The 21185-nt window shown below is 43.3% G+C and carries 19 protein-coding genes; 4 read left to right on the top strand and 15 right to left on the bottom strand.

Translation table 11 applies throughout. The features are described 5' to 3' along the window. Positions 1-110: 110 nt before the first annotated feature. Positions 111-1088, bottom strand: coding sequence for a phosphate/phosphite/phosphonate ABC transporter substrate-binding protein (locus MHI51_RS05310; RefSeq protein ID WP_038568963.1), 978 nt, complete (start codon positions 1086-1088; stop codon positions 111-113). A 177-nt stretch (positions 1089-1265) separates the two neighbouring features. Here MHI51_RS05310 and MHI51_RS05305 point away from each other — a divergent pair, with 177 nt between their 5' ends. Continuing rightward, positions 1266-2843: a bifunctional metallophosphatase/5'-nucleotidase gene (locus MHI51_RS05305; RefSeq protein ID WP_405173647.1), complete on the top strand. Its 1578-nt coding sequence runs from the start codon at positions 1266-1268 to the stop codon at positions 2841-2843. On the opposite strand, the gene MHI51_RS05300 is transcribed toward MHI51_RS05305, so the two are convergent. From MHI51_RS05300 to MHI51_RS05290, 3 genes are all read right to left on the bottom strand, one after another. Beyond that, positions 2840-4609 carry a M3 family oligoendopeptidase gene (locus MHI51_RS05300; RefSeq protein WP_405173646.1) on the bottom strand — a complete coding sequence of 590 codons (1770 nt, stop codon included), beginning with the start codon at positions 4607-4609 and terminating at the stop codon, positions 2840-2842. The two genes, MHI51_RS05305 and MHI51_RS05300, sit on opposite strands and share 4 nt — an antisense overlap. A gap of 224 nt (positions 4610-4833) precedes the next feature. After that, on the bottom strand, positions 4834-6045 hold the full coding sequence (locus MHI51_RS05295) for an MFS transporter (protein WP_076130619.1): 1212 nt from the start codon (positions 6043-6045) through the stop codon (positions 4834-4836). An 11-nt stretch (positions 6046-6056) separates the two neighbouring features. Further along, on the bottom strand, positions 6057-6509 hold the full coding sequence (locus MHI51_RS05290; protein WP_036676493.1) for a MarR family winged helix-turn-helix transcriptional regulator: 453 nt from the start codon (positions 6507-6509) through the stop codon (positions 6057-6059). 281 nt (positions 6510-6790) lie between these two features. Between MHI51_RS05290 and MHI51_RS05285 the strand changes: the two genes are divergently transcribed. Continuing rightward, positions 6791-7330 (top strand): NADPH-dependent FMN reductase, encoded by a 540-nt coding sequence (locus MHI51_RS05285; RefSeq protein ID WP_036676495.1) that lies wholly within the window; start codon positions 6791-6793, stop codon positions 7328-7330. Between the two features lie 186 nt (positions 7331-7516). After that, on the top strand, positions 7517-8425 hold the full coding sequence (locus tag MHI51_RS05280) for an EamA family transporter (RefSeq protein ID WP_076130618.1): 909 nt from the start codon (positions 7517-7519) through the stop codon (positions 8423-8425). Between the two features lie 67 nt (positions 8426-8492). Here MHI51_RS05280 and MHI51_RS05275 read toward each other — a convergent pair whose 3' ends face one another. The 4 genes from MHI51_RS05275 to MHI51_RS05260 all read right to left on the bottom strand — a co-directional run bounded on the left by MHI51_RS05275 (position 8493) and on the right by MHI51_RS05260 (position 14325). Further along, entirely contained in the window at positions 8493-9098 is a 606-nt protein-coding gene (locus tag MHI51_RS05275) for a flavin reductase family protein (RefSeq protein WP_076187301.1), read from the bottom strand. A gap of 17 nt (positions 9099-9115) precedes the next feature. Next, the gene (locus MHI51_RS05270) at positions 9116-10093 is read right to left on the bottom strand and encodes a ring-cleaving dioxygenase (RefSeq protein WP_076187299.1); all 978 of its coding nucleotides are present in this window, start codon (positions 10091-10093) and stop codon (positions 9116-9118) included. A 297-nt stretch (positions 10094-10390) separates the two neighbouring features. Beyond that, positions 10391-11599 (bottom strand): MFS transporter, encoded by a 1209-nt coding sequence (locus MHI51_RS05265; protein WP_076187297.1) that lies wholly within the window; start codon positions 11597-11599, stop codon positions 10391-10393. A gap of 143 nt (positions 11600-11742) precedes the next feature. Continuing rightward, positions 11743-14325 carry an S-layer homology domain-containing protein gene (locus MHI51_RS05260; RefSeq protein ID WP_405173645.1) on the bottom strand — a complete coding sequence of 861 codons (2583 nt, stop codon included), beginning with the start codon at positions 14323-14325 and terminating at the stop codon, positions 11743-11745. A 264-nt stretch (positions 14326-14589) separates the two neighbouring features. On the opposite strand from MHI51_RS05260, the gene MHI51_RS05255 reads away from it, so the two are divergent. Further along, positions 14590-15567 (top strand): tRNA-dihydrouridine synthase, encoded by a 978-nt coding sequence (locus tag MHI51_RS05255; RefSeq protein WP_076129221.1) that lies wholly within the window; start codon positions 14590-14592, stop codon positions 15565-15567. 137 nt (positions 15568-15704) lie between these two features. On the opposite strand, the gene groL is transcribed toward MHI51_RS05255, so the two are convergent. The 7 genes from groL to MHI51_RS05220 all read right to left on the bottom strand — a co-directional run bounded on the left by groL (position 15705) and on the right by MHI51_RS05220 (position 21182). Further along, complete coding sequence (gene groL, locus MHI51_RS05250; RefSeq protein ID WP_036676504.1) at positions 15705-17336, bottom strand: chaperonin GroEL; 1632 nt, start codon at positions 17334-17336, stop codon at positions 15705-15707. A 78-nt stretch (positions 17337-17414) separates the two neighbouring features. Then, on the bottom strand, positions 17415-17696 hold the full coding sequence (gene groES, locus MHI51_RS05245) for a co-chaperone GroES (RefSeq protein ID WP_036676506.1): 282 nt from the start codon (positions 17694-17696) through the stop codon (positions 17415-17417). 512 nt (positions 17697-18208) lie between these two features. After that, positions 18209-18976, bottom strand: a complete 768-nt coding sequence (gene tatC, locus MHI51_RS05240) for a twin-arginine translocase subunit TatC (RefSeq protein WP_076129223.1) — start codon at positions 18974-18976, stop codon at positions 18209-18211. Positions 18977-19119: 143 nt separating this feature from the next. Further along, a complete protein-coding gene (locus MHI51_RS05235) occupies positions 19120-19362 on the bottom strand; it encodes a twin-arginine translocase TatA/TatE family subunit (protein ID WP_036676510.1) in 243 nt (80 codons plus the stop codon). 139 nt (positions 19363-19501) lie between these two features. Continuing rightward, positions 19502-19987: a molybdenum cofactor biosynthesis protein B gene (locus MHI51_RS05230; RefSeq protein WP_036676512.1), complete on the bottom strand. Its 486-nt coding sequence runs from the start codon at positions 19985-19987 to the stop codon at positions 19502-19504. Positions 19988-20072: 85 nt separating this feature from the next. Beyond that, positions 20073-20543 (bottom strand): cyclic pyranopterin monophosphate synthase MoaC, encoded by a 471-nt coding sequence (gene moaC, locus MHI51_RS05225; protein ID WP_076129224.1) that lies wholly within the window; start codon positions 20541-20543, stop codon positions 20073-20075. A gap of 3 nt (positions 20544-20546) precedes the next feature. After that, on the bottom strand, positions 20547-21182 hold the full coding sequence (locus MHI51_RS05220; protein WP_340393423.1) for a 5-formyltetrahydrofolate cyclo-ligase: 636 nt from the start codon (positions 21180-21182) through the stop codon (positions 20547-20549). Positions 21183-21185 lie beyond the last annotated feature (3 nt).

The raw sequence follows: 21185 nt of genomic DNA, 5'->3' as shown, positions 1-21185 counted from the left end.
TTTTCGTATATTCGTATAAAAGAGATAGCCAGATCCGGGGGGGAATCCGGAGCTGGCTATCCTTAATGCCTGTTATACACCAACATCGTTGTATCCTTGAACGGCCTGTTCTACTCTGTTTTTACTTTACTGTTGTATTCGCGAACAATGTCAAAGTTGCTGTCTTGTGATTTCACATAACCTTCATGAGAGTAAATGTCTTTGATAATCTCATGGCCTTCTGTGTCAGCTGCGATATCAATGAATGCCTGCTGGATTTTTTCTATCCATTCTTTATTCATATCTGAACGGACCGAAATCGTATCGTTAGGAATTTTATCAGTAAAGGCGAGAACTTGAGTATCTTCAAATACTTTTGGATAATCCTTAACGACCGTGTTCCGGGCATCTTGGAAAATAGCTGCTGCATCTACGTCACCATTCAGCACAGCAAGCACGCCTTGATCATGACCTTTAACCGTAATGGCTTGTACATCCTTCAACGGATCAAGTCCTGCATCCATTAGTGTTGCAGCCGGCCATACAAAACCTGCTGAGGATGTAACGTTTTGATAGGCAATTTTTTTACCTTTCAAATCGGCAACCGATTTGATCGCAGAATCCTTCTTGACGATAATCATAGATTTATAGAAATCCGCTAATTCATCTGTTGGACCACCGGTTTCATCATTTACACCAAAACGTTGAGCCTGAAGAATAACCTCAGCTGCTCCTTTTTCTTTAGCTAACACGTAAGCAGTTGGAGGAAGGAAACCTACATCCACTTTTTTAGAGGCCATAGCTTCGATAACGGTGTTGTAATCAGTAGAGACACTTACTTCTACAGGAATACCGAGCTTGTCACCCAGTAATTTTTCAAGAGGTTTCGCTTTAGCTTCGAGCGTATCTGCATTTTGAGAAGGAACAAATTGTACAGTAAGCTTCTCTGGAACATAACCCTCTGCTACAGGAGCTGCCGTTTCCTTCGGTGCATTTGCCCCGTCCGTCGATCCTTGGTTTGCATTATTTGTAGTGTTGTTAGCGCCACAACCACTAAGCAATGTAATAGACATCATTAGCGGCAATACGAATTTACTGATTTTTCTCAAACGAAAGACCTCCACTGTTTTCTATTTTTATTTTTGAGTACTTCTAAACTATAGATGTGTTTTATTAAATCAATAGCAACCAAGCATCAAATATATGTAAAATTTATTCCAATCTCTTAAAGTTACCAAATTATCTGCTAGAATGAGGTCTGAACTTATTATCAGGAGGAGCTACCTATGAATAAAGAGAATTCAATAACCTGTGAAATCCTCGTAACAAGTGATCTACATGGACATTTTGGGCCCGTCGATTACCGCACGGGGGAGAAACGACCAGCAGGCTTAGCAACAATTGCTACCCTCATTAAACAAGAAAGATCCCATACTCCTGAGCTGATCCTTATAGATAACGGGGATCTTATTCAAGGCACACCGTTAACTTATTATGCAGCTACACATTATAGTAATGAGCTGAATCCGGGCATAGCTGCACTAAATGAATTGAAATATGACGCTGCAATTATTGGCAACCATGAATTCAATTTTGGCAAAACTCTGCTGAATAAAGCCGTTCAGGATTCCCGCTTTCCTTGGTTATCAGCTGGAATTATAGATAACACGACAAATCAACCCGCCTTTGGTAAACCCTATATCATCAAATGGGTAGATAAAATCAAAGTAGCCGTTCTAGGGGTTACGACGCATTACATCCCCCACTGGGAGAACCCTAGCCATATTGAAGGGCTTCAATTTGAGGATTCGCTAGAGACTGTAAAGCATTGGTGTGCCATTATACGGGCAGAAGAGCAGCCTGATCTGCTCGTTGTAGCTTACCACGGCGGATTCGAACGCGATCTAAGCAGTGGAGAACCTGTAGAAAGACTAACGGGGGAGAATCAAGCCTACGCCATGTGTACAGAGGTAGAGGGCATAGATGTGCTAATTACCGGACATCAGCACCGCTCCATAGCTGGGGAGTTGAACGGTGTTACAATCATACAACCTGGTTGTAATGGACTTTCCCTCGGTAAAATTTCGGTTATTTTCCAAAAAGAAAATACACACTGGAAGATTCAGCGTAAACATGCCGAGCTCCTTAACGTTAATGAGACAACAGCTGCAGATGAAATAATCCTAGAGCTGAGCAGTACTCTTGAATCAGAAATACAAACTTGGCTGGATGAGAGAATAGGAACGGTTATCGGGGACCTGTCTATTTCCAGTGCTGATGAATGCCGCTTAGCTGACCACCCTTTTATAGAATTTATGAATAAGGTACAAATGGAGGCTACTGGCGTAGATATTTCTACAGCAGCCTTACTCAGTAACGATTGCAAGGGTTTCAGCGAAACCATCACACGCAGAGACATTTTATCGAACTTCATTTATCCCAACACCTTAACCGTCCTAAGACTGACAGGACAAGATATTAGAGAGGCCTTAGAACAAACCGCTAGCTATTTCCAACAAGACGAGAACGGAATAATAATCGTTAACCCCGCCTACATCGAGCCTAAACCGCAGCATTACAATTATGATATGTGGGAAGGAATACAATACGAGCTTGATATCGCTAGACCTGCAGGCGAAAGAGTCCTCCATCTGCTGTACCAAGGACAGCCTATAGAGGACTCTAAAGAATATGAGGTTGTTATGAACAATTATAGAGCCAGCGGTGGCGGAGATTATGAGATGTATAAGGGTAAAACGATTGTTCAAGAAATTATGATCGACATATCTGAAATTGTCACGGACTACATTGAAAAGCATGGCCAAATTGAAGCTACCTGTGACCATAATTGGAGAGTTGTTTAGGCTTTAGCGATGAACACCCCAATATCGCTCTCTATCAGCTTCAACGCACTTCTCCAGAAGTCGACGGAATGAACATCTAGATCCATTGTTTTTGCTACATCAACAATATTATGTTTGCTGGTATCCCTAAGGAACTGGCGATACTTAGGGGCGAACTCTTCGCCCCTCTTTAAATATTCCGCGTACAGTCCTTTAGAGAATAACAAACCAAAGGAATACGGGAAATTCAAAAATTCATTACTAGCCATAAAATATCCAGCTTTGTTCATCCACATGTACGGATGGATTGTACCCGGGTCAATGCCCTCACCATAGGCTTCCACCATACAGGCAATCATCAATTCATTTAGCTCTTGAACAGACAGCGGGCCTAATGCTCTTCTCTCATATAATTTGATCTCAAATAAATAACGGGCATAAAAGTCTACAAGATAATAACCGGCATCAGAAATACTTCTCTCCAGAATAAGCAGAGCTTCCTTCTCCGTTGAATTTGTAATTATGGCATGGTTCACTATCGTCTCACAAAAAATCGAAGCCGTTTCAGCAATCGGAATCGGGTAATCCGTATTCAGCATCGTTTCATTAGCCAGACAGGAGCTATGATAGGCATGGCCGAGCTCATGGGCAAGGATACTAATATCTATGGCATTTCCGGTGAACTGGGTCATAATTCTGCTCTCGCCAATCGGGAAAATATCAATGCAAAGTCCATACCCCCCTTTGCCTGATCTAGGTTCTGCATCAATCCATTGCTGATCAAAAGCCTTCTGAGCAAAACAAGACAGTTCCTCACTAAAGGTTGCGAAGCTCGAGAAGATTGTATCTTTGGCGTTAGCGTATGTAATTTTCCCGTTTTCTACACCGACTGGTGCAAAAATATCGTAAAAAGGCAGCTTTGCCGGATGTCCCAGCAGCTCGGCTTTCTTTTGATAATAGGTATGAAAGGCTGGCAGGCTCTCCCGAAGAGCAGTGAGCATAGCGGCTAAAGTCTCACTGTCCATTCTCGAAGCGATTAACACTTTTTCCAGAGAAGATTGATAACCCCGCATGCCATAAATCGTCACCGCCTCACCACTAATGCCATTTAAGCTGGCTGCGCAGACCTCAGCAATAAGACTACAGGCTTCTGCCTCTGCTTCATAAGCAGCTTTTCTTAAGCTTGCATTATTCTCATAAGCCATACTTCTTAGCTCCGCAAGTGTCACTTGTCTAGTTTCCCCATCTACCACTAAATCTGCAAGTGCACTTGAAGTCCTCTCCATATACAGTCTGCTCCATGCTTTGGATCCTGTACTCTGCATTTTGGCTATGGCCATTTCAAGTTCTTCGCTTAACTCATAGCGGGATTGTAACAGGAGTTCTCGCAAATAAAATTGATGCTCCATTAGATAAGGTGAGCTAACGATAAGCTCATCCATATGATCACAAGTGCTAAACCAGCGCTTAAAAGCCACAACTACCCCGATGATTTCTGAATTGGCCTCCTCAATATCATCAGCAAGATTCATGGCTTCCTCGGAGCCACGATCTGCGCTGAGTGTTAACTCTGCATAAGCTAACAAGCATACATATATGCTTTTATAATCATTATAAATTCTTAAAAAGCCCTCCACAGACATGGCTGTAACGTCTTTTACTTTCAAATGGTGCTCAGCCCACCGCTTTAAATCTTGTATATGCTGGTCCAGTAGCTTGCGATCCCTTTTTAACTGCTCCGATTCAAAGGAAGGATATAAACTATCTAAGTTCCATGTCATATTCATCCGCAAATCTCTCCCCCTTCGATTCCTATTCTTCTAAGCATAATCCATCCTGCCAGAAAAGTGCATCGACATAATGTACTTCTTCTCTTCATACACAAAAAAAGGACCCTGCCAACGTCCGGCAGGGTCAAAGTCTATATTATAAGGGGGTTATGTGATTACTATAACCCTCTTAGCTTAAAATAATATGAATAGTAGATAAAGATTGGCTTAATCTCCGAACCCTATTGACTTAAGGTTGATGGATTCACTCTAGCCTTGTTAATCTGAATTCCCACATACACGATAAGGAACAACACCATAAACCCAGCCGAATAACGATACATTATCCCATAATCAGTTGCTGCCGAGATTGCCCCCAGAATAATGGCTCCGCTGGCTACACCCAAATCCGTTGAGTTATAGAACATACTGTTGGCCATACCATATTGTGCAGGTGTTGAGGTGCGAAGCATCCAAGCCTGGATCGTTGGCTGAATAGCACCGAAACCAAGTCCATACAGCAGTGCAGAAACGATGAGCATTGGCATAGAGGTCGTATAAGAAAGCACAGTTAAGCTTGCAACGACGCAAACCGCCGCCGGAATTAGGACAGAAGCTGGTCCTCTTTTATCAAATAATCTGCCGGAGATAGGTCTTATAATGATGATCGTAACCGCATTAAATAAAAAGAACAAACCCACTTGCTCCAGATGAACTGATTCGCCGAATAAAGCGATAAAGCTTAGCAATCCCCCGTAGGTAATTGCCAACATGACATTTAGAATGGCAGGCAATACTAACTTTGTATTAAACGGAACCTTGAGAGGTTTGGTGGATTCGCTTTGAGTTGGGGTAGGCTTTTTTTTCGGTTGCGCTGGAAGTGAACGAGAAAATAAAAGTACTGGAAAAGCAAGAAGTAAAGTTACCATACCGATCATAGCCAGTGTTCCAAAACCTGATTGTTTCATCACATTCAAGCCAATCATTGGACCGATCGACATCGCCAGGCTGGTGGATAAACCGAAATAACCTATCCCTTCACCCATTCTTTTGCTTGGAATAATCTGTGAAACAATCGTTGGGATAATCGTGCTGGCAATCCCGAATCCAATCCCATAGCCCACACGCATCAGCAGCAGTGATCCGATAGAATCTGCTACAACATAAAGGCCGGTAATAGCGGCGGCAATTGCTAAGCCAATATATAATAATACATTGCGGCTAACCTTTCGCATCAGAAAAGCGGTCATAAAACGTGAAGCGATCGCAGTTAATGCAAAGACGCTGGTAACGAGGCTGACCATAATATCTCCGGCCTGAAATTCGCTTTTTACGTAAGACGGAAACGAAGATAACAACATCTGTAAATTCATAAATAAAAATAAAGCACTAATCGTTAAAGCAATAAAAGATTTGGTCCATAATTTCGTACGTAGTTCTTGTTGTTCTAACATAACTTGCCTTCCTACTCTCCATCTGTTATTTGATCTACATGATTGTTTATTCTTAGCAGCAATTCCATGAGCAACTCATATTCCTTACTAGAAATACAGTTCATAATCTCTTCTGTCACCTTATCTTCAATAGGAACGGTTTCCTTCACCAGAGACCTTCCTTTTTCCGTAATATAGACTTTAAAAGAACGCCGATCGTTCTCACCGGTTCTTTTATAGATCAGTCCCTTTCCTTCCAAATGATCCAGAATTCGCGTTGTAGTTGGCTTATCCTTACCAGAGCGCTTAGCAATGTCCTTCTGAATCAAACCTTCCGTTCTGTCAATATGAAAAAGGACTGACCATTGCTCCGGTGTTATATCATGTTCTTTCAGCCCACTTTGAAATAACATGCTTAATTTACGATAAGTCGTGCCCATCATAAATCCTAACGTAAGCTCGGATTGGTTATGCTTTGTCGTCATGATCGTATCCCTTCTCAATTAACACTGTTTTAATAGTTGCTTAAACAATTATATTCCTAACAACTAATTTTGTAAAGGTGAAGCAAAGCTATAAACTAACTATTATAAAGTTGCTTGACAAAGCACACTATGTGCGGTATTATTATCTCATCTTAAAGATACTTAACTTAAAGACAACCAGAGTTTACTACTCTTGAGATAAATAATTTTTAAAGGTTGTGTACTTCATGGGATTTCTAGACAAACTATTTGGTAGAACAAAAATTGAGGAGGAACAAACAATGTCAAAATTAAACATCGGTATTATTCTCGGAAGTACTCGTCAAGGTCGTTTAAGCCCGCAAGTAGGAGAATGGGTTAAAAAGATTGCGGATGCACGCGGGGATGCTAATTATGAGATCATAGATATTGCAGATTTCAAGCTTCCACTATTGGGTGAGGCTGATGCAACTGAACAAGCAACAGCATGGAACACTAAACTCGCTACACTAGACGGTTTCGTATTTATCGTACAAGAATATAACCACAGTATTTCTGCATCACTGAAAAATGCGCTCGATTATGCCCGTGAAGCTTGGAATAATAAAGCAGCAGGTATCGTAAGTTATGGTTCCGTAGGGGGCGCTCGTGCAGCTGAACATCTACGCGGAATCTTGGGAGAACTATCTGTAGCAGACGTTCGTGTACACCCTGCATTGTCACTGTTCACTGATTTCGAGAACGGAACTGTGTTTAAACCAGCGGATCTGCATCTTACCAATCTTAATGGGATGCTGGATCAAGTCTTGGCTTGGAGTGGCGCATTGAAAACTCTACGTTAAGATAACGCCTTACCCCTCTGTTATGTTATGAAGTACACCCTTTAGAATAGACATTTGATAAACCTTTGGTTTGTCCGGTCGATTCTAGAGGGTGTATTTTTTATGTGTGACGAAATGAGCACCCTGTGTAGAATCTAATCTGGTATAATCGGCGGGGATTTTAATCTACAGCAAGGAGCAATGATTATGTGGTTTATGTTTGCATTATTAACAGCCTTCGCTTGGGGAGGGGCTGACTTATTTTATAAAAAGGGGACCGATAGTCAGGATCGGTATAGCCATATTAAGATTGTCATTATCGTGGGGATAGTCATGGGTATTCACGCAACAGCTTATATGCTCATTCAAGGATTAACCTTTGATCCTATGGACTTAATCCGATATTTCCCTGTGTCTGCACTCTATATCCTGTCGATGGCAGTTGGTTATATTGGACTCAGATATATTGAGTTATCCATTGCCTCCCCCGTACAAAATTCATCTGGCGCTGTAACGACGATATTATTATTTATCTTTTTCACCCATGAGCTAGGGGCGCTTGAAATCGTTGGTGTTGCCGTTATCACCTTGGGCATTATCGGGATCGCCATCTTGGAAAAGAAAGCAGAACACCAAGCGCTTCAAAAGAGCGCCACACAGATTGATAAAAAATATCAGATTGGCGTGATCGCCATCATTTTTCCAATCCTATACTGCCTAATCGATGGACTTGGCACCTTTGCCGATGCTATTTATTTGGATGAACTTAGTCTGATTAGTGAAAAAGCAGCTCTGCTCGCGTATGAATACACCTTCTTTATATGTGCCATCTTGTCTTTTACATACCTGAAATTTTTAAAAAAGGTAAAGTTCAACCTATTTAAAGAACGGGATAAGGGCTTCGCAGCCATTCTGGAAACGACCGGACAATTCTTCTACGTATTTGCTATGTCCAGCAACGCGATTATCGCGGCACCACTTATTGCTTCATACAGCATTTTTTCCGTAATATTATCGCGAATCTTCCTCAAAGAAAAACTAAGCAAGGCACAATATGCCGTTATTATCGTTGTGATTCTAGGGATTGCTTTGTTGGGGGTTGCGGACGAGCTGTAGCTTCGGTACACAAAAAGACCTGCTAAGTAGGCTTCATTGCTTACTAGCAGGTCTATTCTATAGTTACTTATTCCGGCCTATCTATTGTAAAAATCTCTCCAAGGGTTGCGTAATTATTTCCCGCCAAACGGCTCACAGCGTTTAGAACTCTCGGGTCAATATGCCCCTCCTGATAGATCGATTCATCGATATGGAATTGAACAATTTCGCCAATAAACAAGTCACTCCCAGGTTCTTCGCCCCCTAGAGGAATTGCTTGAACAAGCTTGCACTCCATCCGCACCTTCGCTTCCAAAACGCCAGGTACAGCTACACTTGTACTTTGAATCGGTGTAAGATTCGCCAATTCAATTTCACTTTCAGAAGCAGGTAATGTGGCTGCAGTCTGATTGATCTTCGCAACATTCTCCTCATCTACAATATGCACAACAAACTGTTGATTATCGTAAATATTACGGGCTGTATCTTTTAAACGACCTGCCGGTCTTTGAATAGCCAATGAAACCATTGGAGGATTGGACGAAACGATATTAAAATAGCTAAAAGGTGCACCATTTAAGAGACCCTCTTCTGATTGTGTTGTGACAAAGGCTATAGGTCTAGGAATAATAGTGCCAATTAATAATTTGTAATTTTCCCGTTCACTGTTGTGCTTTGGATCCATTGAAATCAATTTCCTCAGCCCCTTCTTCACTCTTTCACAAAGTCGATCGTACTTCTAACGGTATCAATAGGACGGACTAACTTCTCAATTTGCTCACGTTTAGGTTCCAAGAAAGGTGGCAATGAAAGCTTCTCGCCAACGGTTTCATATTCCTCATCTCCCATAAATCCTGGCCCGTCAGTGGCAAGCTCAAACAATATTTGTGGTGCAACACGTGTATACAACGACTCGAAGAAGTGACGATCTACATATCCTGAAGTTTGGAATCCAAAGCCTTCAAAACGCTCTGTCCACTCGTCCAGCATCGCACGATCCTCTACACGGAAAGCAGCATGGTGAACAGTCCCAAAACCTTGGCGTGAATTCGGTAAGAACTCGTTATGCTCTACAATAATTTGTGCACCGTTTCCGCCTTCGCCAACTTCAAATAAATGATACGTCTCTTCCTGAGCAATTTCTTTAAACAACATCACTTTCTCCAATACTTCTTTGAAGTAGTTGAAATCAGCAATTCGTACAAAGATCGGTCCCAAGCCAGTTATTGCATACTCCAAAGGGATAGGTCCTTTTTGCCACGGTGTACCTGATACGACACCTTTATTCAATTCATCTGAAATAAGTTGATACTGTTGATCATCGAAATCTACGAAGGATAATGTCTTTTTGCCGAATTGCTCTTTAATGCCGGTATGCTTCACTGCAAGCCGATCAAAACGCTTAACCCAGTAGTCTAATGAAGCATCTGTTGGTACCCGGAAGGATGTTTTCGCAATCTCGTTAGTTCCATGAACCCCTTTAGGGATGTTAGGAAAATCAAAGAAGGTCATATCTGTTCCGGCGCTGCCCTTATCATCTGCAAAAAACAAATGATACGTCTGAATATCATCTTGATTAACTGTTTTCTTCACTAGACGCATACCTAACACGTAAGTAAAAAACTCGTAATTTTTCTCTGCGCTGCTTGTGATGGCTGTAACGTGGTGAATCCCTTTTAAGTTTCTCATTGTTATACACTCCTAATGTTTAGTTGATTTTGACTCGTAATATAATTCCCAAGAACAAAAAGGTTTAGTTTAATTATCTTAATGTTAAGATATTACTTAAAAAAAAGATCTTTTTCTACTGTACAAGCTCTTTGGTGGATAGCATCGAGTTTTTATCTTCACTTTAAATATCTTTAACTTAAGATAAGTTTAGCACTGAATCTGTAGGAAGTCAACGCTTTGAAGCTTTCCATATAAAAAAGGCTCCACACAAGTTCAATGAACTCGTATGAAGCCGGGATATTTTATATCATCTCATTAGGTTAAGTTATGATGCTGAGTGATGACCGCTGCTTGGCTTTGATGATCCATCTTATAACATATCAACGTAATCACACAGGCCAATATCGCCAGGATGGCAGCAGCTATAGGAAGAGAGATTAATCCTCCATGCCCGGCAACCACTCCACCGATCGCGGACCCGCCTGCAATTCCCAGGTTTGAGGCTACTGGATTCAATGAGGCAGCAAGATCCTTCGTTTTTGGTGAGAATTGCTTAGCTAAGTCAATCAAATAGAGCTGCGCAGGGGCGCTCACAATACTCGACATCATGGCTAGAGCCATTAGCACAATCATTCCTAGAATGGAAACAGATGCGGTCATACTAAAGATAACATAGACCACAGCTTGGATAAGGAACACGAATCTCAGCTTACTAACCGCATTCCCGGTCGCAACCTTGCCACCAATCCAGTTGCTGACAATCGTGGCAATTCCGTATACAAACAGCACACCGCTAACTGAGCTTTTAGGAACGTTCATGACTTGCTCCAGTATAGGTGTAATGTAAGTGTACATTACAAATACGGCTCCCACTGCCGTAACCGGAATGAGAAATGCAAGAATAATGCGGCCGTTTGTGAGCAATCCGATCTGATCCTTGAGTGAGCTAGGCACAGGTTTCGGTAATTGGCGTGGAATATAGATATAATTTAGGACTATGGCAACTCCAGCTAATATCCCATTCAGAACAAACGCTGCTGGCCAATTAAAAAACTGCCCGACGAAAGTACCGATCGGCACACCAAAAACATTCGCAATAGCAAAACCACTCAAAATTGTAGCAATCGCTTTGCCTCTCTTCTCCTGATCAACCGCTTCATTCGCTACCGTAATGGCTACAGAAAGAACAAAGCCACATAGTATGGCAGTAACTATTCTAGTCACCAGCAGCATACTGTAAGTTCCAGTTACAGCACTCCACAAATTTAGCAGTAAAATCAATACAAGTGATACAAGAATCGTAATCCGTTTCGGAACACGGCTGCACAAGGACATCATAATTGGTGTGCCAATGGCATAAGAAATCGCGAAACCAGATACCAATCCCCCGGCTGTCGCAAGCGTAACTCCGAGGCTTGAGGATATTTCAGAGAGTAAACCAACAATAATATACTCCGTCGTACCCAGAATAAAAGCCATAAAAGTAAACGAGAAAATCAATGCGTTCTGACGTGTTGTTTTCATGGTGCTCTCCATCCTGTTTATCTCTATTTTTATATGAACATACCTTACTCATAATACTCATTTAGACTATATTGAGCAATCCTATTTTTTCATAAAAAAAGAAGCTTCCCACAAGTTCAAAGAACTCATGAGAAGCTTCTAGTTTAAGCCGGTGGCAAAATAATTAAGGTAATGACTTGTTCCTCGGAATAAGATCTGGCTGTTCCAGGTCCATCCGCATCTGCTTTGAACTTAATGAGATAGGTCCCGGGTGCCGGCATCACTTTATTATGAAGTTCAAAAGCGATATCCGAAACACCTATGTTACTTCCTGTGAAAGTTAACGTATGCCCATTATTGCTAATTTGATCACTCGTCGGATGTGTCCATCCACTAATGGTATAATAGTCGTTTGTGGTAAAGGTAATGCCTTCCATCGTTACCTGAATTTCAGCATTCGTAAAGCTTTCTCCGGAGAAAAAGTCGAAGCGAATGCGCGATTGTGTAGAACCCGTTATCAGTTGTTTTGTTTTTGAACCGCCGCCTCCGTCAAAGCCATATATAGAGCTAGTAACCGTAGGTGTGGTCAGAACACCATTAACAAGCTCAATCGTAACCGCATGTACAGCGTTCTTCGTTGATTCATTATTGGATGAATCCTTAGCGGTAATCACGAAACGATACGTTCCTGCGTTCAGATCCCCAATATTGGCCGCACTCACAGCTCCGTCTGCTGCACTAGTGCCTAATGCGATGTCTGTTCCTAATTCGTCGGCATCTACTTCGCCGTTCTCATTCGCATCCGTCCACAGGTAGGCTTGTACCGCTGCTCCTTGCTCCCCGATGGCTCCCGCTAACCCGCGAAGCTGATCTTGTGTCCCGTTGTAGTTGTCGATCGCCTCGAACTTGGCTGCGTCCACTACCGGTGCAGTCGTATCCGGAACTTCGTTTTTGCTTAAGGTCACTGTAACCGCATGTGCAGCGTTCTTCGTTGATTCATTATTGGATGAATCCTTAGCGGTAATCACGAAACGATACGTTCCTGCGTTCAGATCCCCAATATTGGCCGCACTCACAGCTCCATCTGCTTCGCTGGTGCCTAATGCGAGGGCTGTTCCTAACTCATCGGCATCTACTTCACCGTTCTCATTCGTATCCGTCCACAGGTAGGCTTGTACCGCTGCTCCTTGCTCCCCGATAGCTCCCGCTAACCCGCGAAGCTGATCTTGTGTCCCGTTGTAGTTGTCGATCGCCTCGAACTTAGTTGCGTCCACTACCGGTGCACTCGTATCCGGAACTTCGTTCTTGCTTAAGGTCACCGTAACGGCATGGGCAGCATTCTTCGCTGATTCATTATTGGATGAATCCTTAGCGGTAATCACGAAACGATACGTTCCTGCGTTCAGATCCCCAATATTGGCCGCACTCACAGCTCCGTCTGCTGCACTAGTGCCTAATGCGAGGGCTGTTCCTAATTCGTCGGCATCTACTTCACCGTTCTCATTCGCATCCGTCCACAGGTAGGCTTGTACCGCTGCTCCTTGCTCCCCGATGGCTCCCGCTAACCCGCGAAGCTGATCTTGTGTCCCGTTGTAGTTGTCGATCGCCTCGAACTTAGTTGCGTCCACTACCGGTGCACTCGTATCCGGAACTTCGTTTTTGCTTAAGGTCACCGTAACCACATGTGCAGCATTCTTCGCTGATTCATTATTGAATGAATCCTTAGCGGTAATCACGAAACGATACGTTCCTGCGTTCAGATCCCCAATATTGGCCGCATTCACAGATCCGTCTGCTTCGCTGGTGCCTAAAGCGATGGCTGTTCCTAATTCGTCGGCATCTACTTCACCGTTCTCATTCGCATCCGTCCACAGGTAGGCTTGTACCGCTGCTCCTTGCTCCCCGATGGCTCCCGCTAACCCGCGAAGCTGATCTTGTGTCCCGTTGTAGTTGTCGATCGCCTCGAACTTGGTACTTTCAACCATAGGTGCATTTGTATCTGAATTGCTGCTATGCTCACTTTGCGAAGAGGAAGACCCTCCAACAACAGGAGTAGGCACTGTTACCGGCTCTTTACTCGGTTGAGCAGTTGGGGTGGAGGCGGGCTGCTCAGTGTTTCCGTTCTCCTTAAACTTCAGAAACTTAGAGGCTACTAGAGCTACGGCCTGACGATCTACTTTGGCATCAGGATTAAAAAAATTATTATATCCGGTAATCAATCCATATTCCACAGCAGCAGCTATAAAATCTTTGGAATAATCAGCAATTTGGCTACTATCAGCAAATTGTAAAGTTCCAGCTTTACCCGTAGGATTGACTCCCAATGCTCTCACGAACATGACGACCATATCCTGACGTGATAAATTTTGCCCCGTACCGAAAAGATTACTGCCTGTACCCTTAATCAATCCGGCTTTGACAGCTGCCTCTACATAGCTGTATGCGTAGTTGCTTGTGGGAACGTCCAGAAAGGTTGGCAGTGCAGGAGGGTTTGAAACATCCAGCTTTAATGTCTTTGCTAAAATAATTGCAAAATCCTGCCTTGTAATATTCGACGTAGGATAGAACTTACTCTCTCCGACACCGGTCACTATCCCCTGATCGAATAGCTCAACAATCGCTTTCTTTGCGTATGAGCCATCAATATCAATAAAGGAAGCCGCTGCCGATCCTTTGGTCGGCATAATGATAGGGCTTGATAATACAGCAGCAGCCAATATAGAGCTTATCCATTGCTTTTTGTTCACTTGCTTATCCCCCTGTTCTTTGGATGCGTTATGTCGTTTGTCTATAATCGATTCGTTAACACGATTCGACTTTATATTACAAACTTTTCATCTACAGGATTATAACAAGTATCAATAAACAGATTATAAACAAATAGCCATGGATGAACATTCTCATATCATTGATTCTGTGCATCAAACGAAAAAAAATGATACTATGTATGATGGGTATAGGACTTTGCTATCCTTATATCGTTTTTATATATTACAACAAGAGGAGATAATATGAGTAACGAACAAAACTTTTGGCTTGATTTACCGAAGCCGTTTTTTATATTAGCGCCCATGGAAGATGTCACAGATGTTGTATTTCGGCACGTCGTTAGTGAAGCTGCAAAACCCGACGTATTTTTCACAGAATTCACAAATACAGAAAGCTATTGTCACCCTGTAGGAAAAGACAGCGTACGTGGTCGATTAACGTTCACAGAAGATGAGCAACCGATTGTCGCTCATATTTGGGGTGATAAACCCGTATTTTTTGAACAGATGAGCATTGATATGAAAAAACTTGGTTTTCGTGGTATCGATTTAAACATGGGGTGCCCAGCACAAAACGTTGCATCGAATGGAAAAGGTGCTGGATTAATAAAACATCCTGAAGTTGCTGCAGAAATTATTCAAGCAGCAAAAGCAGGTGGATTGCCGGTTAGTGTTAAAACAAGATTAGGATACTCTGATATTGACGAGTGGCGCGATTGGCTAGGACATATATTGAAACAAGATATTGCGAACCTTTCCATTCACCTTCGTACAAAAAAAGAGATGAGTAAAGTAGAGGCACACTGGGAACTAATCCCTGAAATAAAAAAATTACGCGATGAAATTGCTCCAAATACGTTGTTAACTATTAATGGAGATATTCCTGACCGCGCAACAGGATTAAAATTAGTAGAACAATACGGCGTTGATGGAGTCATGATTGGCCGCGGCATTTTCACCAATCCATTTGCTTTTGAAAAAGAACCTAAAGAACACAGCGCGAAGGATTTTCTCAATTTACTTCTTTTACAGTTGGATCTTCACGATAAATATTCAAATGAACTCGAGCCACGTTTATTTAAACCACTTCTTCGCTTTTTCAAAATCTATGTTCGTGGATTTAGAGGCGCAGGCGAACTAAGAAATCAATTAATGGATACAAGATCAACAGATGAAGTACGTCGTTTAGTAAAAACTGTTTTAGAGCAAGAATTAGATTAAATTATACCCACAAAAAAATGAGAGACCTCTCAAAAGTTCAATGAACTTATGAAAGGTCTCTCATTTTTGTACTATGTGGTCAAATGGTGTTTCCTCTCAAGGAAACTCATCATCGAATTGCTTCGATAATGATTTTCTTACATCATGCCGCCCATTCCACCCATGCCGCCCATATCAGGCATGCCGCCGCCTTTTTCAGGCTCAGGCTTGTCAGCGATAACTGCTTCAGTAGTCAAGAACATAGCTGCTACGGATGCAGCATTTTGCAGCGCGGAACGAGTTACTTTAGCAGGGTCAACGATACCCGCTTCGAACATGTTCACCCATTCACCAGTAGCAGCGTTGTAGCCGATACCTACTGCTTCTTTTTTCAAGCGGTCCACGATTACGGAACCTTCTTGACCAGCGTTAGCTGCGATGGTGCGAATTGGCTCTTCCAACGCGCGAAGCACGATGTTAACGCCTGTTTTCTCGTCGCCAGTTACGTCTACAGCAGCAACAGCGTTATATACGTTCACAAGAGCTGTACCCCCACCGGATACGATACCTTCTTCAACCGCTGCGCGAGTTGCGTTCAGGGCATCTTCGATGCGAAGTTTGCGCTCTTTAAGTTCAGTTTCAGTTGCAGCGCCAACTTTGACAACGGCTACGCCGCCAGCCAATTTAGCCAGACGCTCTTGCAATTTCTCTTTGTCGAACTCGGAAGTTGTTTCTTCCAGTTGAGCACGGATTTGGCTTACGCGTGCATTGATGTCCGCTTTGTCGCCGCTTCCGTCTACGATTGTTGTGTTTTCTTTAGTTACGCGTACTTGACGTGCGTTACCCAGTTGTTCAATGGAAGTGCTCTTCAGATCAAGACCGAGCTTCTCAGTGATCACTTGGCCACCAGTCAGGGCAGCGATATCTTGCAGCATAGCTTCACGACGGTCGCCAAAGCCAGGAGCTTTAACAGCAACAGCGTTGAATGTTCCACGCAGTTTGTTCACGATCAGCATAGCTTGTGCTTCGCCTTCGATATCTTCAGCGATAATAACAAGCGGTCTAGCTTGTTGAACGATTTTTTCAAGCAATGGAAGAATTTCTTGAGTGCTGCTGATTTTTTTATCAGTGATCAAGATGTATGGATTCTCCAAAACAGCTTCCATTTTGTCTGTATCAGTAATCATGTATGGGGAAATGTAACCACGGTCGAATTGCATACCTTCTACTACTTCAAGCTCAGTAGCGAATCCACGGGATTCTTCAACAGTGATAACACCGTCTTTACCTACTTTTTCCATAGCTTCAGCGATCAATTGACCTACTTCATCGTCAGCAGCAGAGATAGCAGCCACTTGAGCGATAGCTTGGGAATCTTCGATAGGCTTAGCGATTTTTTGCAATTCTTCAACAGCTGCACGAACCGCTTTGTCGATACCTTTACGGATAACCATTGGGTTAGCACCAGCAGTTACGTTCTTCAGACCTTCGCGGATCATAGCTTGAGCCAGAACCGTTGCAGTTGTAGTACCGTCACCGGCTACATCATTAGTCTTAGTAGCAACTTCTTTAACCAGTTGAGCACCCATGTTCTCGAATGCATCTTCAAGTTCGATTTCTTTAGCGATCGTTACACCATCGTTAGTGATGAGTGGGCTACCAAATTTCTTCTCAAGCACCACGTTGCGGCCTTTTGGTCCAAGTGTAACTTTTACCGCGTTTGCCAGAGCATCTACACCACGAAGCATAGAGCGGCGAGCTTCTTCACTGAATTTAATTTCTTTAGCCATTGTGTAATTACCTCCTAGAATTTTTTGTATATCATATTACTTTAAGTAGTTTAGATTTAGCTTATGATCGACTCTTGCTTAGTCAAGAATCGCGTGAATGTCGCTTTCTTTCATAATCAAATATTCTTTACCTTCATATTTGATTTCTGTACCTGCATATTTTGAGAAAAGAACACGGTCGCCTTCTTTAACTTCAAGCGCTACACGTACTCCATCTTTCAAAGCTCCGCTGCCTACTGCAATAATAGTTCCTTCTTGTGGCTTTTCTTTCGAGGAGTCCGGAAGCACAATCCCGAATGAAGTTGTTTCCTCCTGCTCGCTCGGTAGCACCAATACGCGTTCACCTAATGGTTTGATCATGAAAAAATAGCCTCCTTTAAAATTATGTTATTTTGCTTCAAAACATAGTTTAGAACTTACCGGTCAAACTTAGAATGCTGTGATGTTCTTGAAAAATATCAATGGAACCCTGCTAATCTCCAGCCCATCTCCTATTTTTCAAGAGCGTTAGCACTCAACAGCGTGCAGTGCTAACAACAATTTTTATGATACTCAACTTGAGCCCGGATTTCAAGTCTTTTTACACAAATTCGTATTAGTTTTCGCAAAAAAATACGTTTCAATGCTTGTCCAAGCACACACTCTATTACATTGTATCCACGGGTTTTGAAAATATGCGTAGAATTCCAGCGCTTTCCTCTCACCCCTTATAGATATGAACGTTGCTAGAATGGTTAGACCTTTGCATCTAATGATCCTGATCGATCGATAACAATTACTTACTAAGTGTATTCAATCCAACTAATGAAATCAACTTATAGCAAAAAAGCTGCCACATTCGTAGAAAATCTACTTAGCGGCAGCCTCTCTCCTCACTCCTGCTTCTGAACATACCGTTCATCCCGTGCCGCGTCCGCAGCAAGTTGCTTGCGATAGACAAATGCAGATAAAAATACACTGAACTCATACAAAATGAGCAGTGGAATCGTCACCAGAAAGTCTGAGATAAAATCCGGGGGCGTGATAACTACAGCAATAAAAACAAGCGTGAAATAGGCGTACCGACGCATTTTACGCAAGCGTAGCGGGTTGAGTACTCTTAGTTTGGTCAGAAACATCACCAGCAATGGAAGTTCAAACAGCAATGCCAGCGGCAATACCAGGCTGAACATGAAGTTAAAATACTGTGCAATCCCGTAGGTCTCTTCCAGTCCCATGCTTCTGGTAATTGAGATCGTGAACGAGAGTGCCATTGGAAAAACAATATAATAAGCAAAAGAAAGACCGATAAGGAAAAGAACAAACACATAGGGAACATAACGAAGTGTCGCACTTCGCTCCTCCGGCCGCAGGCCCGGACTGATAAATGCCCACAGCTGGTAGGCAATAAACGGGACAGAAATCACTAGCGAAACGGCCATCGCGATCTTCATGTACATCCCAATGCCATCCCAGAATGAGAATGCATGCAGAACAAAACCTTGCGCCAGATCCGTGCTAATCAAATAATCGTAAATGGGCTTTGCACAAAATAAACCGCCAATTAATCCAAGGACAAATACGACTAACACATAAATAATCCGTTTGCGCAGCTCGGTGAGATGATCTACCACCGACATTTCTTCCGATTTCAGAGACATCCAGACACCATCCCATGACAAGAGTAAAAAAGATAACACTAACTTTCTTCAAAGCAGTGTCCGTTGCTGCGGAAAGCAAAGAAAAAGGGGCGTCTCCTCAAGTCTAGTAGACTCCTGAGAATGCCCCATTGAAAGATCTTCTATTATTCCGGCAGGCGTTTGTCCTGAGGAATATCTGCAGCGACCGTTTGCGGGGCCGTCGGCACAGGAGCTTCGCTCTTCTTCACCGGTTCATTATCCCCGATGATTTCACGCGCGCCTTCCTTAAATTCACGGAAGGTTCGTCCAACTGCACGGCCTAGCTCTGGCAGTTTATTTGGGCCAAAGAGCAGAAGTGCCAGTATGACCAACAAAATAATACCAGGAGTACCAATTCCACTAAACATTATTATTCCTCCTTGTCCACCTGTCCGTTCATGGTATCGTTTACTTTAATTTAATAATACCATAACTTATGTCACAGTTACATCCACTTTCTTCTATAAATAGATTATCATTGTGACGTGACAAGAAGATGACAAAGGGTTATTGGCGGTATTGGCCAGTTACCATGAGCAGTGCTTCCGGTAATTGATCCATAATAGCTGCCAGATTCTCATGAACACCCTTCGGCGTTCCAGGTAAATTGACAATCAACGTGCGACCGCGAATGCCGCATATCCCACGAAAAAGCATAGCTGCACGGTTTTTTTGCATCACTGTGCTTCGCATAGCTTCTGAGAGCCCAGGCACTTCCCGTTCTACCACTCGCCGAGTAGCATCCGGGGTCACATCACGAATCGCCAGATCTGTGCCTCCGGTGGTCAGTACCAAATCTGCCTGAAAATAGTCCGTCAGTTCAATCAAGGCTGCGATAATCTCATCTTGTTCATCGGGAACAATTCGATATTCAATGATCTCGCCACCTAGTTCCTCTTCCACCAGCTCCCGAATAACCTGGGCGCTCGTGTCTTCCCGTTCGCCCCTGGCCCCTTTATCACTGGCCGTTAGGATTGCTGTCTTCCACGCCATAGGTTTGTCCTTCCTCTCTATATGTATAGTTGGCTGTACAGTTCAGCCTGCTCGCCTCAGCGCTTCGAACAAAAGCAGCTGATACTTATTCGAGCGCATAATCTCCGTTCTTGCCCCCGCTCTTAGATACCAGAAGCGTCGGTCCGATAATCATATCCTTCTGAATAGCCTTACACATGTCGTACACCGTTAGTGCTGAGGCAGAAACAGCGGTTAAGGCTTCCATCTCTACTCCGGTTTTTCCTGTAGTACGGACTGTTGCTTCTATATAAAGTTCATCTTCGCTGTTATCGGAGAAGCTGATATCAATACCGGTAAGTGGCAGCGGGTGGCACATCGGAATCCAGTCTGACGTTTTCTTAGCCGCCATAATCCCGGCGATCTGTGCAACAGCAAGGACATCACCTTTGCTGATCTTGCCACTCTTAATGGCGCTCAGCGTTCCAGCAGCCATCTTGATCATACTCCGCGCGACAGCTGTCCGCTTCGTAATCTCCTTCTCACTCACATCCACCATACGAGCTCTTCCCTGCTCGTTGAAATGGGTCAATTCCATGGCTCACTCTCCTTTTCGGCAGTGCACTATACCATTTTCAGTAATCAGCATGTCCATTAAAGCGTCATGCTCATCCATCGGCACCCTTGGAACCAACTGCATGCCGTAAGCTAATCCGATCCATATCGGGGGCTGTGCGCTAACGTACCCGGCCTTCTCCCAAGACGCACGTAGCCGGTCATAGTATCCTCGACCGTAGCCAAGCCTGCCGCCTTGAAGATCAAATGCTAGCCCTGGTACGAACACAACAGCAGGTAGCTTAATCTCTTCAATCTCTAATAAATCTCTGCTGGAGACAACAGGTTCATGGATACCATAAGCCCCCGGCTCTAAATCGCTCCATGCATTCACCGCGTGGACACTCATTTCACCGCTTGCTGGAATTACACGCGGCAACAGCACCTTACGCTGATCTTTCCACGCCTGTGTGATAAGTGGGCGGGTATCAAGCTCTGAACGAAAAGACACATAGGCCATTAGTGAAGTTATACCCTTCGTCTCCAGCCACTCCAATGCATAGTGGCAGACTTCAGATGATAGTTTACTTCTCTGGTCCGAAGACAGCTCGTTTCGGGCGATGGTCTTCTCCGTTCGTAATTGTTGCTTTACTTTGGAGATCTCCGACTCCTTGCTGGACATTGT

This window comes from Paenibacillus sp. FSL H8-0260, from assembly GCF_045040625.1.
Lineage (GTDB): Bacteria > Bacillota > Bacilli > Paenibacillales > Paenibacillaceae > Paenibacillus_AQ > Paenibacillus_AQ odorifer.
The sequence above is the reverse complement of the archived record's forward strand: the minus strand, read 5'-3'. Positions and strand labels throughout refer to the sequence as shown.